Here is a 17,463-nt window from a genome sequence, read left to right as displayed (position 1 = left end):
TATAAAGTATTGAAGCACAAGGCATAATTTCCAGTGACAGAGACGCCCGCCACACCCGGATTCGATATCGCGCCGATCAATATCGAAGAGGAGATGAAACGCTCCTATCTCGACTATGCGATGAGCGTGATCGTCAGCCGCGCGCTGCCCGATGTGCGCGACGGCCTGAAGCCGGTCCATCGCCGCATTCTCTACGCCATGAGCGAGGGCGGTTTCTCCTCCTCCAGCGGCTTCAAGAAGTCGGCCCGCGCGGTCGGCGAGGTGATGGCCAAATACCATCCCCATGGCGACCAATCGATCTACGACGCCATGGTGCGCATGGCGCAGGATTTCTCGCTCAGAGTGCTGCTGGTCGACGGCCAGGGCAATTTCGGCTCGATGGACGGCGATCCGCCGGCGGCGATGCGCTATACGGAATCCCGCCTTTCCAAGGCGGCCGAGGCCCTGCTCGAGGATATCGAGAAGGACACGGTCGACTTCCAGGACAATTACGACGGGCGCGAGCAGGAGCCGGTGGTGCTGCCGGCCCGCTTCCCCAATCTGCTGGTCAACGGCGCCGGTGGCATCGCCGTCGGCATGGCGACCAATATCCCGACGCATAACCTTTCCGAAGTGATTGACGCCTGCTGCGCCTATGTCGACAGCCCCGAGATCAGCATCGACGATCTAATGCGCCTGGTGCCGGGGCCGGATTTCCCGACCGGCGGCATCATCCTGGGGAGGAACGGCATCCGCGAGGCCTATCATTTCGGCCGCGGCTCGGTCGTCATGCGCGGCCGCACCCATGTGGAAGAGGTCCGCAAGGACCGCGAAGCCATCGTCATCACCGAGATCCCGTATCAGGTGAACAAGGCGCGCATGATCGAGCGCATGGCCGAATGCGTGCGCGAGAAGATCATCGAAGGCATCGCGGACCTGCGCGACGAGAGCGACCGCGACGGCGTCCGGGTGGTGGTCGAGCTGAAGCGCGACGCCATGTCGGATGTCGTTCTCAATCAGCTGTTCCGCTTCACACCGCTGCAATCCTCGTTCGGCGTCAACATGTTGGCACTCAATGGCGGCAAGCCGGAGATGCTGACGCTGAAGTCGATCATCGCGGCCTTCGTCGCCTTCCGCGAGGAAGTCATCACGCGGCGGACGATCTACGATCTCGGCAAGGCGCGCGAGCGCGCGCATGTCTTGGTGGGCCTCGCCATCGCCGTTGCCAATATCGACGAAGTGATCCAGGCGATCCGCACCGCGCCCGACCCGCAGGTGGCCAAGGAACGCCTGATGTCGCGTGCCTGGCCGGCAGCGGATGTGGGAGCGCTCATCCGCCTCATCGACGATCCGGAACACCCCATCGCCGAGGACGAGACCTACCGGCTCAGCGAAGCCCAGGCCAAGGCGATCCTCGATCTGCGCCTGCAGCGCCTCACGGGCCTCGAACGCGACAAGATCGCCGAAGAGCTGAACGGCCTTGCCAAGGAAATCGTCGATCACCTGGAAACGCTGGAAAGCCGCCCGAAGCGCCTCACGATCCTGCGCAACGAGCTGCTGGCGATCCGCGCGCAGTTCGGCTCCGACCGCAAGACCACGATCGAGGATTCGGAATTCGAGCACGATATCGAAGACCTGATCCAGCGCGAGGACATGGTCGTCACCGTGACCCATGGCGGCTATATCAAGCGCGTCCCGCTCTCGGCCTACCGGGCGCAGCGGCGTGGCGGCAAGGGCCGCTCCGGCATGTCGACCAGGGACGAGGATTTCGTCAGCCAGGTTTTCGTCGCCGACACGCATACCCCGGTTCTGTTCTTCTCCACCAAGGGCATGGTCTACAAGACCAAGGTCTACCGCCTGCCGCTGGGCAACCCGCAGGCGCGCGGCAAGGCGCTGGTCAACATGCTGCCGCTGGGCGATGGCGAGACCATCTCCACCCTGATGCCTCTCCCTGAGGACGAGGCGACCTGGCGCAACAGCCATGTCATGTTCGCCACCGCCAGCGGCTATGTGCGCCGCAACGAGCTCAGCGACTTCGTCGATGTGAAGGCCAATGGCAAGATCGCCATGAAGCTGGAGGAAGGCGACAAGCTGATCGGCGTCGCCGTCTGCACCGACGAATACGATATCCTGCTGGCCGCCCGCAGCGGCAAGGCGATCCGTTTCCCGGTCACCGATGTACGCGTCTTTGCCGGCCGAGATTCGGTCGGTGTGCGCGGCATCAAGCTCGAAGCTGGCGACAATGTCGTCTCCATGTCCGTCCTCAACCATATCGAGGTCGAGACCGAGGAGCGCGACGCCTATTTGCGCCTCGCCGCCCAGAAGCGGCGCGGCACGGAAGAGGGAGCGGTCGAGGCTGAAGAGGCACCGGCGGAAACCACCATCACCCTGTCGCCCGAACGCGTCGCCGAACTGGAAGCCAAGGACGAACTGATCCTGACCATCACGGCCAAGGGCTTCGGCAAGCGGACTTCGGCCTATGAATACCGGGTCACCGGGCGCGGCGGTCAGGGCATTGCCAATATCGAGACCTCGGCCAGGAACGGCACCGTTGCCGCCTCCTTCCCGGTCACGGAGCGGGACCAGATCATGCTGGTGACCGATGGCGGCCAGCTGATCCGTTGCCCGGTCCACGACATCCGCGTCGCCCGTCGCCAGACCCAGGGCGTCACCGTCTTCAAGGTGGCCGGGGATGAGCAGGTCGTGGCCGTTGCCCACATGCCGGACATCGGCGATGAGGGCGAGGAAGCCGAGGGCGCCGAAGGGGACGCGCCGGCAACGGCCGAAACGCCGATCGAATCCGGCCGAACGGAGTCCGGTCCGGCTAGCGGGGAGGGGGAGAATGGCTAAGCGGATCGGGGTCTATCCGGGTACTTTCGACCCCGTTACCAATGGTCATATGGACATCATCCGGCGCGCCAGCCTGCTCGCCGACCAGCTTATCATCGCCGTCTCGACCAATGCCGGGAAGGGGCCGCTGCTGACCATCGGCGAGCGCATGTCGCTGATGGAGGCGGAGCTCGCCGACCCCCGCAACGGCCTCGAGCATGGCAGGATCGAGCTCCGTGCCTTCGACAATCTGCTGATGCACTTCGTCGAGGAGATGGGGGCGCATTTCATCATCCGCGGCCTCCGTGCCGTCTCGGACTTCGAGTATGAATTCCAGATGGCGGGCATGAATGCGCGCCTCGACCCCAATGTCGAGACGGTCTTCCTGATGGCATCCGAACGCCAGCAATTCATCTCCTCGCGCTTCATCAAGGAGATCGGCAGGCTTGGCGGGCGAATTGACGAGTTCGTCTCGCCGCGGGTCAATGATTATCTGAAGAAGATTTTCAGCGATGGCCGGTAACTTTCTGAAATTAAAACATTAAGTTACCTGCGTGTACATCAGCGAGGCGGTGTGCCCAGGCGCCGATGGTGCTTGCTTTTTCACCTGGATAATGGGATTTCATCGCCGCCGCATTCACGGTGAGGGCCGGTAGCTCAGCGGTAGAGCATCTGACTTTTAATCAGAGGGTCGCGGGTTCGAACCCCGCCCGGCTCACCAATCCTCGCCAATCTTGCCATCGATGCATCAGGATTCCCGCTCATGAATATGACCCTCGCTGAGTCCCTCTGGACCGGTCTTGCCGTCGGCCGCCTGCATAAGATTGTCGTGGTTCTTACAGCGACCTTGGTCCTCGCCATTTCGGCCAAGATCCAGGTGCCGTTCTGGCCGGTGCCGATGACGATGCAGACCTTTGTGGTACTCATGATCGGCGCTGCCTTCGGTGCGCGGCTGGCCGCCGTCACCTTGCTGACCTATCTGGCTGAAGGCGCCCTGGGCCTGCCGGTCTTTGCGACCGGCACGGGCCTTGCCTACATGGCCGGCCCGACTGCAGGCTATCTGGCGGGCTTCCTGGTCGCGGCGACCCTGGTCGGCTGGTTCGCCGACCGCGGTCATGGCCGCTCGGTCGTGACCACGCTCGTGGCCTTCCTGGCTGGTGAAGCTGTCATTCTGATGTTTGGAACGGGGTGGCTCAGCTTGCTCATCGGTTTTGAAAAGGCGCTCGACGCCGGGTTGCTGCCCTTTTTGCCCGGCGAGGGTGTGAAGGTGGCGCTGGCCTGCGCCTTGCTGCCGGTCCTGTGGCGGCTCGCCCGGCGCTGAGGCGTCGGCGGTCGCGGAGCCGGAGAAGCATTCGAACCGCCTGTTACCCATGTGTCCGGGCCGGACAATTGGCGGAGTGGTGCCGGCAGAGGGATTTGAACCCCCGACCTTCGGTTTACAAAACCGCTGCACTACCACTGTGCTATGCCGGCCCTGGCGTTTGATCGCGCTTCTTTAACCTCCAGCCGCAGTCCAGGGCAAGCCTTTCTCGGCAGGCTTGCCCAAAGCCCCCCCCACCTAGCTGCAGGCGCCCAAAACGAATGCGGGCGCCCGGTGGGGATGGCACCGGACGCCCGCGCTCTGAAGCGGAGATGGGGACGGTTGGGTGAACCCCGCTTCATGAAAGAGAATCTAGGCAGCCTCGGTCCGGCCGTCTGTGACTGAGGTCACAATCAGGCAGAGTACCCGGCTGGAGGTTGCCGGGCCTATTCGCAGCTTGGCGGGAGCAGGGAATCTGGTTAGGTTCGCCGCCCTGTAAAAGCAAGTTCGAGTGGGAGTCCTCCGTGGCCTATGAATTCACGCCGAAGCGCTGGTGGCGCAAGTTCAGGCGCTATCTCGCCTGGCGCGTCACGCATCCGCTCGCGCCCTATGAAGACTATTATGTCCATGCCGTGATGAAGAAGATCCGTGACGGGGCGGGACATCCGGCTATCGGATCCGCGTCGCGACCGGTGCGCCAGCATTCGGAGCTGCTGGAGTTTCTTCAGAAATATGGCCTTCAACCTAATGATGTTGCAGTAGATTATGGGTGCGGCTCGCTGCGTCTCGGGCGCGCCGTCATCGACTATCTCGAGCCCGGCAGATATTGGGGCGTCGACATCACAGACGAATTCTACAAGCTGGGGCTGGAGGCGATGGATCCCGCCTGGCTGCAGCAGAAGGCACCCAAGCTCGGCGTCATCAATCCGGAAACGCTGGCCAAGGTACGGGCCGACAAGCCGCGCCTGATCGGATCCTGGCATGTCTGTTCCAAGGTGCCCGAAGCACGCCTCGACAGTTATATCGGCAATATCGTGTCGCTTATGTCCGCCGGCAGCATCGCGCTGATCCACTTCCCGGAGACGGCGGAGCGGCGGCAGCTTTCCGGCCTTGCCTGGTCAAGCCCGAAAACCCTGCTGGAGAAGATCGCACGGCGCCACGCGCCCAATGCGCAGATCAGCTTCGATCCGCTGACGCATACCGAAATTGACGGCATTCGGCAGACCCTGCTGGTGATCCGGGCCTGACGGTTCAGCCCTTCGGCGCGATACGCCCCGATAGGCGGTAGCGGCTGCCCGGATAGATCAGCCGGACATGGCTTACCGGCTTGCCGCCGGACCAGGTTCTGCGCGTAAGCTGCAAACAGGGTTCGTGCGCATCTATTTTCAGCAGCTTGCGTTCCGCTGCGCTGGGCAGGACTGCCTCGATGATGTGTTCCGCCTCGGAAATCGGCGCGATCGCTGTCAGATAGACATAGGGGGTCTGTCGGGTGAAATCCTGATCGAGATAATCGGCCGCGTGGCGCGGATCAACAAAGCGGTCCTCGATCTGAACCGGCAGTTCGTTTTCCCGGTGCAGGAGCACGGAATGGAAGACCCGCGTGCCGGGCCTGACGCCAAAGGTGGCGGCGATGTCTTCGGGCGCCGGTTCGGCTTTCAGGCCGATCACTTCGGCCCGGTGCCGATGGCCGCGCTCGGCGATTTCCTCGGCGATGTTGCGTACTTCGAACAGAGCCGCCTGCGGCTTGGCTGTGGCGACAAAGGTGCCGACGCCCTGGACACGGGTCAGGATGCCTTCGAGGGTCAGTTCGCGTAGGGCCCGGTTAATGGTCATCCGGCTGACACCCAATTCGCGGACCAGCTCCGCCTCGGAGGAAATGCGGTCACCGGCGTTCCAGGCGCCCGCTGCGATGCGCTCTGCAATCATGCGCTTAACACGTTGATAGTGCGGGACGATCTCTTTGTTCATGATGGGCCTGACAGTTGGGGCGAGAGGACTCGACAGCGGCGCCGAAATCCCAGATATATATACATGTATAGACAGCTACTCGGAAAGCCCTCATGCCAAGGACCGTTTTTGCGCCCGTTGCGCTTCTGCCGGAAGGCTGGGCCGAGCGCGTGCTGATTGAGTTCGACCGGAACGGCTATGTCATCAAGGTGGAAAAGGGTGCTAGCGCACCTGCCGGCGCCGATCAATGCCGTGGGCCGGTCTTGCCGGGCATGCCGAACCTGCATTCGCATGCGTTTCAGCGCGCGATGGCAGGGTTGGCCGAAGTCGCCCTCAATCCGGAGGACAGTTTCTGGACCTGGCGCGAACTCATGTACCGTCTGGTTGGCCGCCTGACGCCCGAACAGGTCGAGGATATCGCGCACTATCTTTATATTGACATGCTGAAGGGCGGCTATACGGCGGTGGCCGAGTTCCACTATCTGCATCACGGGCCGGATGGGAAGCCCTATGCCGATCCGGCGGAGATGTCGCGCCGCGTGCTGCATGCGGCGGAACGCGCCGGCATCGGCATCACGTTGCTGCCGGTCCTCTATGCGCATGGCGGCTTCGGCGGTAAGACGCCCAGCGATGGGCAGAAGCGTTTTATCAATTCGACCGATTCCTACCTGAAGCTGCAGGAAGCTCTTGCCAGGGACTGCGCCGTGCCGGGGCGCCGGCTGGGTTTCTGTTTTCATTCCCTGCGCGCGGTGACGCTCGAGCAGATCAAGACCGTCATGGGCGGTGCCGGGGACGACCGCCCGGTCCATGTCCATATCGCCGAGCAGCAGAAAGAAGTCGACGATTGCCTGGCCTGGAGCGGCCGCCGGCCGATTCAATGGCTTTATGACAATGTCGGGATCGATGCGCGCTGGTGCCTCATTCATGCAACGCATGCCGACGCCGGCGAGGTGGCGGCGATGGCGGGAAGCAAGGCGGTGGCCGGCTTGTGCCCAACAACCGAGGCCAATCTCGGCGACGGATTGTTCCCGGCGCTGGAGTTCCTCCAGGAAGGCGGCCGGCTCGGCATCGGTTCCGACAGCCATGTTTCGCTGAGCGTGGTGGAGGAATTGCGCTGGCTGGAATATGGCCAACGACTCAAGCATGAGCGGCGCAACCGGCTTCACGACAGCAACAAGCATGTCGCCGGCTATCTCTACCGGGCGTCGCTGGCTGGCGGAGCGCAGGCCCTGGGGCAGAAAATGGGGGCCATCGAGGTGGGCAATAGGGCCGATCTCGTCGTGCTCGACGGCCAGCATCCGCTGCTAGCCCATATCAGCGGCGACGATATTCTCGGACGCTGGCTGTTTGCCGGCCTCAACCGGATGGTGAAGGACGTCATGGTCGGTGGCGAGTGGGTCGTTCAGGACGGCCGGCATGGCAACGAAATCGAGGCCGGCAGGGCCTTTGCCGCTGCGATAGAGGCCGCAATCTGACCTTTGCAGGGCGGAGAATCTGATTTAAAGACAAAAGAAGGGCGCTTCCTCCTGCGGCCCGCGCCGATAAACCTATGACATCAGGATAGAAAGCGTGAATCTTAAGAGACGTCTACGCAAATTCAACCGGCGTGCTGAACGATATGCGCTCGATGCCGTCGATATGGTGCTGGGTCGCCGGCAGCCACTGGTGCCGCCTCGTTCTCTCAATCACAACAGCGCCACGTTCGAAGCAGCCGACGAAATTGTCGGCTTGGTGCGGGAATATGCCGGCCTCACCGCGAATTCGGCGATACTCGATTTGGGTTGCGGCATCGGTCGCGTGGCCTATGGCCTGACCAAGGTTCTGGGGCCAGACGCACAATATGTCGGCGTCGACATTGTCGAGCGCGCGATCAACTGGATGCAAAAGGAATATGCACCGCGACATCCGAATTTTAGATTCTATCATCTCGACGTGCACAGCTCGTCCTACAACCCCAAGGGGCGCAAGCAGACGGAAGAAATCGATTTCGACTTCCTGGATGGGCAGAAGTTCGACGTCGTCATACTGGTGAGCCTCTTCACCCATCTCTACCCGCATCATGTGCGGCATTACCTCAACCTTATCCGCAGCGTCCTGAAACCGGATGGACGGCTGTTCGCAACGGCATTCATCAACGATGAGTTCGCGCGGAGCCAATACCGCCTGCAGAAGGAAACGGGTCGCAAGCTGACTTCCCGGAACTTCCGCTTTAAAGGCGATGGCTTCTATGCAGCCAAGGACGGCAATCCGGAATTCGTGGCGGCCTACGATTCCGAGCAGATCGCCGAGATGTGGGCCAGCGCCGGCATGCAGCTTGAACCTTTCCGCTACGGATCCTGGTGCGGGCGACCCGGCGGGCACGGCTTCTATCAGGACGTGACGATCTCGCGCCCGATGTAACGCGGCGCGGCCACCGGCAAGCCCGACATGGCCTGCCGGTGGTTCATGCGGAGCTATACTTGCTGCGACTTTGACTTCGACGTCAGACAGTCGATCGCTAACGCGACCAGGATCGAAAAGCCCGTCTTCCCCGCATCTGCGCTGTCTACGCGGCTGGCGGGGTTGGAGCAAGACCTTCAGGCCGGACGCCAGTCCATCATGGTTTCGACGAAGCGGGTAAGGACCGCCTGAACGCGGACCGCCAGGGCCGGCTGATAGTCGAAGGGCGGTTCTTCGCGCATATAGGTGCGCTGGGCCAGTTCGAGCTGGACTGCATGGATGCCTTGTTCGGGATCGCCGTAATGGCGCGTGATGTGGCCACCCTTGAAACGCCCGTTTACGACATGCGCATAGGTCGGCACGTCGCAGGCGGCGGCGAGAGCTGTCGCCAGGCCCGGTGCGCAGCTCTTGCCGTCATTGGTGCCGATGTTGAAGTCCGGCAATTGCCCATCGAACAGGCGCGGAATAAATCCTTTGATCGAATGGGCATCGAACAATACCGCATATCCGTGTTGGGATTTGATGCGTGCAAGTTCGTTGGCGATGCGGCGGTGATAGGGTCCCCAGATTTCCGTCAACGCGCGGGTGCGGACGGCTGCGTCTGGAACCTTGCCGGCGGCAAAGAGTGGCTGGCCGTCGAAGAGTTCGTCAGGATAGAGACCGGTGGTCGTCGTCGCGTAGAGCGGCTTGTCGTCGGACGGCCGGTTGAGGTCGATGTTGAAACGCGACCAGCGCGCGACGAGCAGGCTGGCTCCCATGGCACGCGCGAAGTCATAGAGGATGGGCAGATGCCAGTCGGTGTCGCACAGGCCCTTGGCGGGGTCGGAAAGGCCAGCTGCGACCTCGGGCAGCAGTTCCGTGCCGGCGTGCGGCATGCTGATGAGGAGGGGCGAGGGCCCGGCGATGATGTCGTACGCTTGCAGCATCGTTCAGTGCGCCTTCAAGGAAACGACGATCAGCCGTGCCTGCGGGCTGAGGGCCGTGAGGCCGGCCAGTTCGTTGGTGCCGCTCTCCAGGCGTAGCGTCTGCCCATCCAGCATCTTCGTCCCCGCGCAATCGATGCTGCCGTTGAACAAGTGAAGAACGACCAAGGGAGCCACGGCGAGTGTGAGGCGCTGGTCCTTGACGAGATCGAAGCCGTTCACGGCCGCCGCCCCCCAGGATCTACGCACCATGACATTAAAGTCCTGAATGGCGCCGTCGATCAAGCGGCAATCCGTCGCCCATTCGCCCTTGAAGCCCAGCGGGCGCAGCGGTTTGGAAATGACGGCGGGCGGCGCGTCGCCATTGAAGGACAGAACCATTCCGTTGCCGCTGACCAGCATGATTTGCCGGTCGATACCGTCGAAGGCCGAAAAGGGGCCGGGTGTTGCTACGTCGGCAATGGAAAGCCGCCAGTTGAAGCCGCCATCGGGCGCCGGGTCCTGCAGCAGTTCGAGCGTCGAGCCGCCGCCATTCTTCCACGGCATGCGGCGGTAATCCTTGGCGCTGAGCGAAGTCACATGCATCGTTTCACCCACGAACCGTTCTGGACGATGCCTGCATTGGGATTGCCGCCGAACCAATAGCTGAGTTCCGCCGGCCGTTCGATCGACCAGACGGCGAGGTCGGCCGCCATCCCGGCTCGCAATTGGCCATGCGTGGCCTGCAGGCCGAGAGCCTTCGCGGCATGGCGCGTGGCACCCAGCAATGCCTCCTCCGGCGTTAATCGGAAGAAGGTGGTGGCCATGCTGAGCATCAGCAGCAGCGAAAGGGTGGGCGATGTGCCGGGATTGTGGTCGGTCGAGACGGCGATCGGCACACCCGCCTTGCGGAACCCGTCGATGGGCGGCAACTTCGTCTCCCGCAGCGCATAGAAGGCGCCCGGCAACAGCACGGCAACGGTGCCGGACTTGGCCATGGCGGCAATGCCGGTCTCGCTCGCATATTCCAGATGGTCGCAGGAGAGAGCGCCGAATTCGCTGGCGAGCTGCGCGCCGCCCTGGTCCGACAGCTGCTCGGCATGCAGTTTCACCGGCAGGCCTAGGCGTCTGGCCGTTTCAAACACCCTGCGGGTCTGCGCGGGCGAAAAAGCGATCTTCTCGCAGAAGGCATCGACCGCATCGGCCAGTTTCTCGCGCGCCAAGGCCGGCAGGATTTCGTCGCAGACGCGCGTGATATAGCCGTCGCTGTCGCCCGCGAATTCGGGCGGCAAGGCATGGGCCGCGAGGCACGTCGTGCGTACCGCGACCGGGTGGATTTCGCCCAGCCGCCTGGCCGCAGCCAGCTGTTTGCGCTCGTTCTCAAGATCGAGGCCGTAGCCGGACTTGATCTCGATGGTCGTGACGCCTTCGGAAGCCAGTTCGTTTAGGCGTCTGGAGGCGCTGGCTGCCAGCTCGTCGATACCGGCACTCCGGGTGGCCGTCACGGTCGAGGCGATCCCGCCGCCCGCCTTGGCGATCTCCTCATAGCTGGTGCCTTTGAGGCGCAACTCGAACTCGGCCGCCCGGTCGCCGCCATAGACGAGGTGCGTATGGCAATCGATGAGACCGGGGCTGACCCAGCGTCCGCCGAGCCGGACGGTCTCTCGTGCCTCGCCGGCGGGGAGGTCGCCGCGCCGTCCGATCCAGGCGATCTTGCCGCCACGAAGCGAAATGGCCGCGTCTTCGATCGCACCGTAGGGTTGGCCGCTGTCGCTCATGGTGGCGGCGCGACAATCGGTCAGCAGGAGGTCCCAGGTCATGGAGGTGCCGGCTATTTGTTGAGCATCGGCAGATTAAGCCCTTGCTCGCGCGCACATTCAATGGCGCTTTCATAGCCGGCATCGGCGTGGCGCATGACGCCTGTGCCGGGGTCGTTGGTCAGCACATTGCGCAGCCGTTTGTCCGCCTCCGCCGAGCCGTCGCAGAGGACGACCATGCCCGAATGCTGCGAGAAGCCCATGCCGACCCCGCCGCCATGGTGCAGGCTGACCCAGGTGGCGCCCGATGCGGTGTTGAGGAGGGCGTTGAGCAGGGGCCAATCGGAAACGGCATCCGAGCCGTCCTTCATGCCTTCGGTTTCGCGATTGGGGCTGGCAACGGAGCCGGAATCGAGATGGTCGCGGCCGATGACGATCGGCGCCTTCAACTCACCGTTGCGGACCATTCCGTTGAAGGCGAGTCCCAAGCGCATGCGCTGGCCCAAGCCCACCCAGCAGATGCGCGCCGGCAGCCCCTGGAACTTGATGCGGCTGCCGGCCATGTCGAGCCAGTTATGGAGGTGCCTGTCCTCCGGAATGAGTTCCTTCACCTTGGCATCGGTCTTGTAGATGTCCTCCGCCTCGCCGGAGAGGGCGACCCAGCGGAAGGGGCCGACGCCGCGGCAGAAGAGGGGGCGTATATAGGCGGGCACGAAGCCGGGGAAGTCGAAGGCGTTGGCGACACCTTCTTCCTTGGCCATCTGGCGGATATTGTTGCCGTAATCGAAAGTGGGAATGCCCATCTTCTGGAACTCGAGCATCGCGCGCACCTGGACGGCCATGGATTGCTTGGCGGCCTTGATCACGGCAGCCGGGCCCTTCTGCCGCATCTCGGCCGCCTTGGAGAGCGACCAGCCGGCGGGAAGATAGCCGTTGAGCGGGTCATGTGCGCTGGTCTGGTCCGTCACCATATCGGGACGGATGCCGCGCTTGACGATCTCCGGGAAGATTTCGGCGGCATTGCCGAGCAGGCCGATGGAGATGGCCTTGCCTTCCTTCTTCGCCTGTTCAAGGAGTGCAAGCGCTTCATCGAGCGAGGCCGCCTTGGTGTCGACATAGCGCGTCTCAAGGCGCTTTTCGATGCGCGAGGGTTCGCATTCGACGGCGATCATGGAAGCGCCGGCCATGGTCGCGGCCAGCGGCTGCGCGCCGCCCATGCCGCCCAGGCCCCCGGTCAGGATCCAGCGGCCCTTGAGATCGCCGCCATAATGCTGGCGCCCGGCTTCGACGAACGTCTCATAGGTTCCCTGAACGATGCCTTGGCTGCCGATGTAGATCCAGGAACCTGCCGTCATCTGGCCGTACATCATCAGGCCCTTGGCATCCAGTTCGCGGAAATGCTCCCAGGTTGCCCAGTGGGGGACCAGGTTGGAATTGGCCAGCAGCACGCGCGGCGCATTCTCATGCGTGCGGAAGACACCGACCGGCTTGCCGGACTGAATGAGCAACGTTTCGTCGCCTTCCATCTTTTTCAGCGTCTCGACGATCTTGTCGAAGCAGGCCCAGTTGCGCGCCGCCTTGCCGATGCCGCCATAGACCACCAGTTCACCCGGATTCTCGGCCACGTCGGGGTCGAGATTGTTCATCAGCATGCGCAAGGGAGCCTCGGTCGCCCAGGATTTGGCGTTGAGCTTTGTGCCTCGGGGGGCGCGAATGATCCGCTGGTTGGCGGCGGGCGCGTTCATGGTCGTCACCTCAATGAGTTAACTTGTATATACATGTATGGACAATATCAAATGCACGTCCGCTCGGCAACCGTCTTGCGCCGGTGGAAACAGCGCCGCCGCCAACCGTTAATGGATCATTCAGGAACGTTAATGTACTGTGCCCGGCATCTGGGGATCGGGGCGATAATGTCGAATGAAATGAAGGGCGTGCTGCTGGCCGTCGGCGCCACGATTGGCTGGAGCCTCAGCGGCGTCTTCATCCGATACGTGCCCGAGATAGATGCCTGGACCTTCAATGCCTATCGCGGCGGCAGCATGAGTGTGGCGCTGCTGATATGGATGCTCCTGCGCTACCGCGCCGAGACGATCGGTCATTTCCGTCAGGCGACGCTGGTGCCGCTGGTTGCCACGGCCGGCTTTTTCGGGATCGGCTCGTCGCTTTACATTCTCGCGATGCAGAAGGCGAGCGTGGCGGCGGTGTCGTGCGTCGCGGCGACGTCGCCCTTGTTTGCCGCATTGCTTGCCTGGGTCTGGCTCGGCGAACGCACGCGCCTGATGGTGCTGGTGGCGATCCTCGTTGCCCTGGTCGGCGTTGCCGTCGTGGCCTTCGGCGAAAGCGGGGCCTCTTTGACCGGTCTCACGGGATCGCTCATCGCCCTTCTGGTCGCCCTCTGTTTTGCCGGACAAAGCGTCACCCTGCGCCGATATCACTCGGTCGAAATGGCGCCCTCGCTCATCGTTGGCGGACTCGGTATCTTCATTGCCGTGTCGCTGACCCAGGGGTTGGCGCCGATCGGCCTCAACGAATTCCTGATTCTTGCCGTCATGGGGACGGTGCAACTGGCGTTGCCGCTCGTCCTCTATATGCGCGGCGCCCGTTATGTGCCGGCGGTACAGATGGTCCTGATTTCGCTGGCCGATGCCTTCCTCAATCCGTTCTGGGTGTGGCTGGTGCACGGTGAGATACCGGGCGCCAGCATCTTCCTTGGCGGCGCGCTGATTCTGGGGGCGATTGCCGCCGTCACCTTGCGCCGCGCCGCACCCGACAACAGCATGCCAGCAACCTGAGAGCGAGCCGATGAAATTCGACAGCGTCAATGTCATGACCGAAATCGTCCAGCACGTGACCGAGGACGATCCGCTCTGGGTGCCGCTCACCGACCAGGTGCAATTGCGACCCTTGATGTTCGACTGTTCAAACGGTGCCTGGTCCAATTTGCTGAAAGTGACCCCCGGCGGCAGCCTTGCCTGCCACTATCACACGGCGCCGGTGCATGCCTTCGTCGTCGAAGGGGCGTGGCGATACCTGGAGCATGATTGGCTGGCGGATACCGGCAGCTTCATCTACGAGCCGCCGGGAGAAGTGCACACGCTGGTTGCCGATGAAAAACGCGGCATGACGACCTTCTTCGTCACGCGCGGCTCGCTGATCTATACCGACCGGTCGGGCAAGCAGATCGGATACGAGGATGTCTTCACGCGGCTGGCGCGCTTTCGCGAGCATCTGGCGCAGTCGGGGCTGGATCAGACAGTTGCCGATCAATTGATTCGCTGAACTTGGCGGCAATCAGGGTGTAGGCGACCGGAACGACGAAAAGCGTGAAGAAGCTGCCGAAGCTGAGACCGCCGACGATCACCCAGCCGATGGCCTGGCGCGATTCCGCGCCGGCTCCTTCCGCCATTGCCAGGGGAATGGTGCCGAGCACCATGGCGCCCGTGGTCATCAGGATGGGGCGCAGGCGCAAGACCGCCGCTCCGATCACGGCATCGACCAAACCGAGGCCCGTGGCGCGCCGCTGGTTGGCGAATTCGACGATGAGGATGCCGTGTTTGGTGATGAGGCCGATCAGCGTCACCAGGCCGATCTGGCTGTAGACATTGAGCGTACCGCCGGTGAGCTGCATGGCAAGCAGAGCGCCGGTCATCGCCAACGGCACGGTTAGCATGATGATGAAAGGATCGCGGAAGCTCTCGAACTGAGCCGACAGCACGAGATAGATGAAGGCGAGCGCCAGGATGAAGACTGTAAGGCCGCTCTGGCTCGATGCGCGCAGTTCGCGCGACTGGCCGGCATAGTCGAGCTGCATCGTATTCGGCATCTGGCTGGTGGCAATCTGCTGCAAGGCGGCAAGCGCGTCGCCGGATGTGTAGCCAGGACCCGCATTGGCCGAGATGGTGGCTGAACGCAGCTGATTCCAGCGGTTGAGGTCCTTGGGCGAGACCGTTTCGCGCAGGCTGACGATGTTGGAGAGCGGGACCATCGCGCCGCCGGACGCACGCACATAAATGAGCTTGGCCTGGTCCGGTGTCGAGCGGGCGCGGTTATCAACCTTGACCACCACGTCATATTGCCGGCCTTCGCGTTTGAAGCGGGTGACGTCGCGGCCGGCAAGGAGCGATTCGATGGTGGTGCCGACCCGTTCGACATTTATGCCAAGATCGGCGGCCTTGTCGCGATCGACGGTGAGGCGGATTTCCGGCTTGGATAGCTTCAGGTCCGAATCCGGATTGGCCAGGCGCGGATCGTCGCGTGCCGTGTCGAGGATCGCCTGCACGACCTCGTCCAGCTCCTCATAGGTGCCGGTGCTGAGCACGACCAGCTCGGCTGCCTTGGTATTGGGGCTCTGGCCCAGCGAGGGTGGCACGTTGGCGAAGACATTGACGCCGGGCAGTTGCGAGAGCGGCTTGCGCAGGTCGGCGGCGATCTGCTTCGAGGAGCGGGTGCGCTCGTCCCAGGGCTTGAGGCGCATCGGCGCCATGGCCTGCGACGGACTTTGATTGCCGGTCACGGTAAAATAGCTGTTAAGTTCCGGCACGGTGGCGAAGATGTTCTCCACGCGCTGCACATAGCCGGCAGTGTATTGAAGTGTGGCACCCTCGGGCCCGGTCACGGAAGCAAACAGAATGCCGCGATCTTCGACCGGTGTCAGTTCCTGCTTCAGGCCCAGGAACAGCCAATAGGCCGCGCCGGCGACGACGACAACCAAGGCCACGACCAGCCAGCGTGCCGCCATGCAGAAGCGCAGGGACGCGGCGTAACCGTTCGTCAATTTTGTCAGAAAATACTCGATGGCACGGTAGATCGGCCCGTGTTTTTCATGCTCGCGGTCGGGCAGGAACTTGGCGCACATCATCGGCGAAAGGGTCAATGCCACAAAGCCGGAAACGAGCACCGCACCGGCCAGGGTGAGGGCGAATTCGGTGAAGAGCTTGCCGGTACGGCCGCTCTGCAGGGCTACCGGCACGTAGACGGCGGCCAGGGTGATCGTCATCGCCAGCACGGCGAAGGCGATTTCGCGGCTGCCGATGAGAGCCGCCCGCAAAGGACCGACGCCTTCCTCGATATGGCGGTGGATGTTCTCCAGCATGACGATCGCATCGTCCACGACCAAGCCAATCGCCAGCACGAAGGAAAGCATGGTGAGGGTGTTGAGGCTGAAACCCAGCGCATACATGATCGCACAGGCGCCGATCAACGACAGCGGGATGGTGACGAGCGGAACCAGCGTGGCACGGAACGAACGCAGGAAGAAGATGATGACCAGCAGCACCAGCACGACGGCCTCGCCGATGGCACGATAGACATTGTCGATCGAGGTGCGGATGAAGGTCGACGAATCGTAGGCCAGTTCCAGCGCCATGCCGCTGGGCAGGCTGGCCTGGATGGCCGGCAGATTGGCCCGGATCTCCGCCGAGACGTCGAGCGGGTTGGCGGTCGACTGCTTGATGATGCCCAGCGAGACGCCGGTTTTGCCGTTGATCCTTGTGCGGATCGTATCGTCATAGGCGCCAAGCTCGACGTCTGCTACGTCGCCCAGTCGAACCAGGGCCTGCGTGGATTTCTTGACGATGATGGCGGCAAACTCCTCCGGCGAGGCGACGCCGGTATCGGAGAGGACCGAAAACTCCCGCGCCTGGCTTTCGATGGTGCCGGCCGGCATTTCAACATTCTGCGCGCGGAGCGCTTCTTCGATGTCCTGTACCGTCAGCCGGAAGGCAGCGAGGCGCTCCGGCTTCAGCCAGATGCGCATGGCCGGCTTGCGTTCCCCGAAAATGCGCACTTCGGAAATGCCCGACAGGGTCTGCAGCTTGTTCTTCACGAAGCGGTCGACATAGTCGGAGATCTGCAGCGAGGAATCGACGTCGCTGGTGAAGGCCATCCAGATGATCGGCTGCGCGTCAGCCTCCACCTTGGCGATGACTGGCTCTTCGACATCGTCCGGCAGCTTGCCGCGCGCGCGGGAGACGCGGTCGCGCACATCGGCGGCGGCTGAATCGATGTCGCGGCTGGGGCGGAAGGTGATGCTGATGCGCGAGGATTCGGCGCGGCTTGCCGATTTGATGAAGTCGATGCCTTCGATACCGGAGAGACTCTCTTCCAGTTCCTGCGTCACCTGCAGTTCCATGATTTCGGCCGAGGCGCCGCGGAAGGTGGTGGAGACGCTGACCACCGGCTCGTCGATATCGGGATATTCGCGCACCGTCAGGCGCTGATAGGCGATGAAACCGATCAGCAGGATGACCAGGTTGATGACCGTGGCAAAGACCGGCCGGCGAATGCAAAGCTCAGGAAGACGCATGCC

At 62.8% G+C, this 17,463-nt stretch carries 14 protein-coding genes and 2 tRNA genes; 9 read left to right on the top strand and 7 right to left on the bottom strand.

Going from position 1 to position 17,463, the window contains the following annotated elements:
- The first annotated feature begins 33 nt into the window (after positions 1–33).
- From gyrA to ACE3TY_RS06250, 4 genes are all read left to right on the top strand, one after another.
- On the top strand, positions 34–2,829 hold the full coding sequence (gyrA, locus tag ACE3TY_RS06265) for a DNA gyrase subunit A (RefSeq protein WP_374651910.1): 2,796 nt from the start codon (positions 34–36) through the stop codon (positions 2,827–2,829).
- On the top strand, positions 2,822–3,331 hold the full coding sequence (gene coaD / locus ACE3TY_RS06260; RefSeq protein ID WP_374651908.1) for a pantetheine-phosphate adenylyltransferase: 510 nt from the start codon (positions 2,822–2,824) through the stop codon (positions 3,329–3,331). The genes gyrA and coaD overlap by 8 nt, the downstream gene beginning before the upstream one ends.
- A gap of 123 nt (positions 3,332–3,454) precedes the next feature.
- Positions 3,455–3,529, top strand: a tRNA-Lys gene (locus ACE3TY_RS06255).
- A gap of 42 nt (positions 3,530–3,571) precedes the next feature.
- Complete coding sequence (locus ACE3TY_RS06250) at positions 3,572–4,129, top strand: biotin transporter BioY (protein WP_374651906.1); 558 nt, start codon at positions 3,572–3,574, stop codon at positions 4,127–4,129.
- Between the two features lie 77 nt (positions 4,130–4,206).
- On the opposite strand, the gene ACE3TY_RS06245 is transcribed toward ACE3TY_RS06250, so the two are convergent.
- Positions 4,207–4,281, bottom strand: a tRNA-Thr gene (locus ACE3TY_RS06245).
- A gap of 351 nt (positions 4,282–4,632) precedes the next feature.
- Between ACE3TY_RS06245 and ACE3TY_RS06240 the strand changes: the two genes are divergently transcribed.
- Positions 4,633–5,355 (top strand): hypothetical protein, encoded by a 723-nt coding sequence (locus ACE3TY_RS06240; RefSeq protein WP_374651904.1) that lies wholly within the window; start codon positions 4,633–4,635, stop codon positions 5,353–5,355.
- Between the two features lie 4 nt (positions 5,356–5,359).
- On the opposite strand, the gene hutC is transcribed toward ACE3TY_RS06240, so the two are convergent.
- Complete coding sequence (gene hutC / locus ACE3TY_RS06235) at positions 5,360–6,076, bottom strand: histidine utilization repressor (protein WP_374651902.1); 717 nt, start codon at positions 6,074–6,076, stop codon at positions 5,360–5,362.
- Positions 6,077–6,168: 92 nt separating this feature from the next.
- Between hutC and ACE3TY_RS06230 the strand changes: the two genes are divergently transcribed.
- Both ACE3TY_RS06230 and ACE3TY_RS06225 read left to right on the top strand, forming a co-directional pair.
- Positions 6,169–7,530 (top strand): formimidoylglutamate deiminase, encoded by a 1,362-nt coding sequence (locus ACE3TY_RS06230; protein WP_374651900.1) that lies wholly within the window; start codon positions 6,169–6,171, stop codon positions 7,528–7,530.
- A gap of 94 nt (positions 7,531–7,624) precedes the next feature.
- Entirely contained in the window at positions 7,625–8,455 is an 831-nt protein-coding gene (locus ACE3TY_RS06225) for a class I SAM-dependent methyltransferase (protein WP_374651898.1), read from the top strand.
- Between the two features lie 176 nt (positions 8,456–8,631).
- Here ACE3TY_RS06225 and hutG read toward each other — a convergent pair whose 3' ends face one another.
- The 4 genes from hutG to hutU are packed head-to-tail and all read right to left on the bottom strand — an operon-like array spanning position 8,632 to position 12,898.
- Positions 8,632–9,420, bottom strand: a complete 789-nt coding sequence (gene hutG, locus ACE3TY_RS06220; RefSeq protein ID WP_374651896.1) for an N-formylglutamate deformylase — start codon at positions 9,418–9,420, stop codon at positions 8,632–8,634.
- Between the two features lie 3 nt (positions 9,421–9,423).
- A complete protein-coding gene (locus tag ACE3TY_RS06215) occupies positions 9,424–10,002 on the bottom strand; it encodes a HutD family protein (RefSeq protein ID WP_374651895.1) in 579 nt (192 codons plus the stop codon).
- Complete coding sequence (gene hutI, locus ACE3TY_RS06210) at positions 9,993–11,216, bottom strand: imidazolonepropionase (protein ID WP_374651893.1); 1,224 nt, start codon at positions 11,214–11,216, stop codon at positions 9,993–9,995. The genes ACE3TY_RS06215 and hutI overlap by 10 nt, the downstream gene beginning before the upstream one ends.
- A gap of 11 nt (positions 11,217–11,227) precedes the next feature.
- The gene (gene hutU, locus ACE3TY_RS06205) at positions 11,228–12,898 is read right to left on the bottom strand and encodes a urocanate hydratase (RefSeq protein ID WP_374651891.1); all 1,671 of its coding nucleotides are present in this window, start codon (positions 12,896–12,898) and stop codon (positions 11,228–11,230) included.
- Between the two features lie 168 nt (positions 12,899–13,066).
- Here hutU and ACE3TY_RS06200 point away from each other — a divergent pair, with 168 nt between their 5' ends.
- Complete coding sequence (locus ACE3TY_RS06200; protein ID WP_374651889.1) at positions 13,067–13,948, top strand: DMT family transporter; 882 nt, start codon at positions 13,067–13,069, stop codon at positions 13,946–13,948.
- Between the two features lie 10 nt (positions 13,949–13,958).
- The gene (locus ACE3TY_RS06195) at positions 13,959–14,435 is read left to right on the top strand and encodes a 2,4'-dihydroxyacetophenone dioxygenase family protein (RefSeq protein WP_374651887.1); all 477 of its coding nucleotides are present in this window, start codon (positions 13,959–13,961) and stop codon (positions 14,433–14,435) included.
- Here ACE3TY_RS06195 and ACE3TY_RS06190 read toward each other — a convergent pair.
- On the bottom strand, positions 14,356–17,460 hold the full coding sequence (locus ACE3TY_RS06190; protein ID WP_374651885.1) for an efflux RND transporter permease subunit: 3,105 nt from the start codon (positions 17,458–17,460) through the stop codon (positions 14,356–14,358). The two genes, ACE3TY_RS06195 and ACE3TY_RS06190, sit on opposite strands and share 80 nt — an antisense overlap.
- Positions 17,461–17,463: the final 3 nt, after the last annotated feature.

Origin of the sequence: Dongia sp. (assembly GCF_041918875.1) — a bacterium.
GTDB lineage: Bacteria > Pseudomonadota > Alphaproteobacteria > Dongiales > Dongiaceae > Dongia.
Note: the sequence above shows the minus strand (reverse complement) of the source record. Positions and strands in the feature narration are given on the sequence as shown.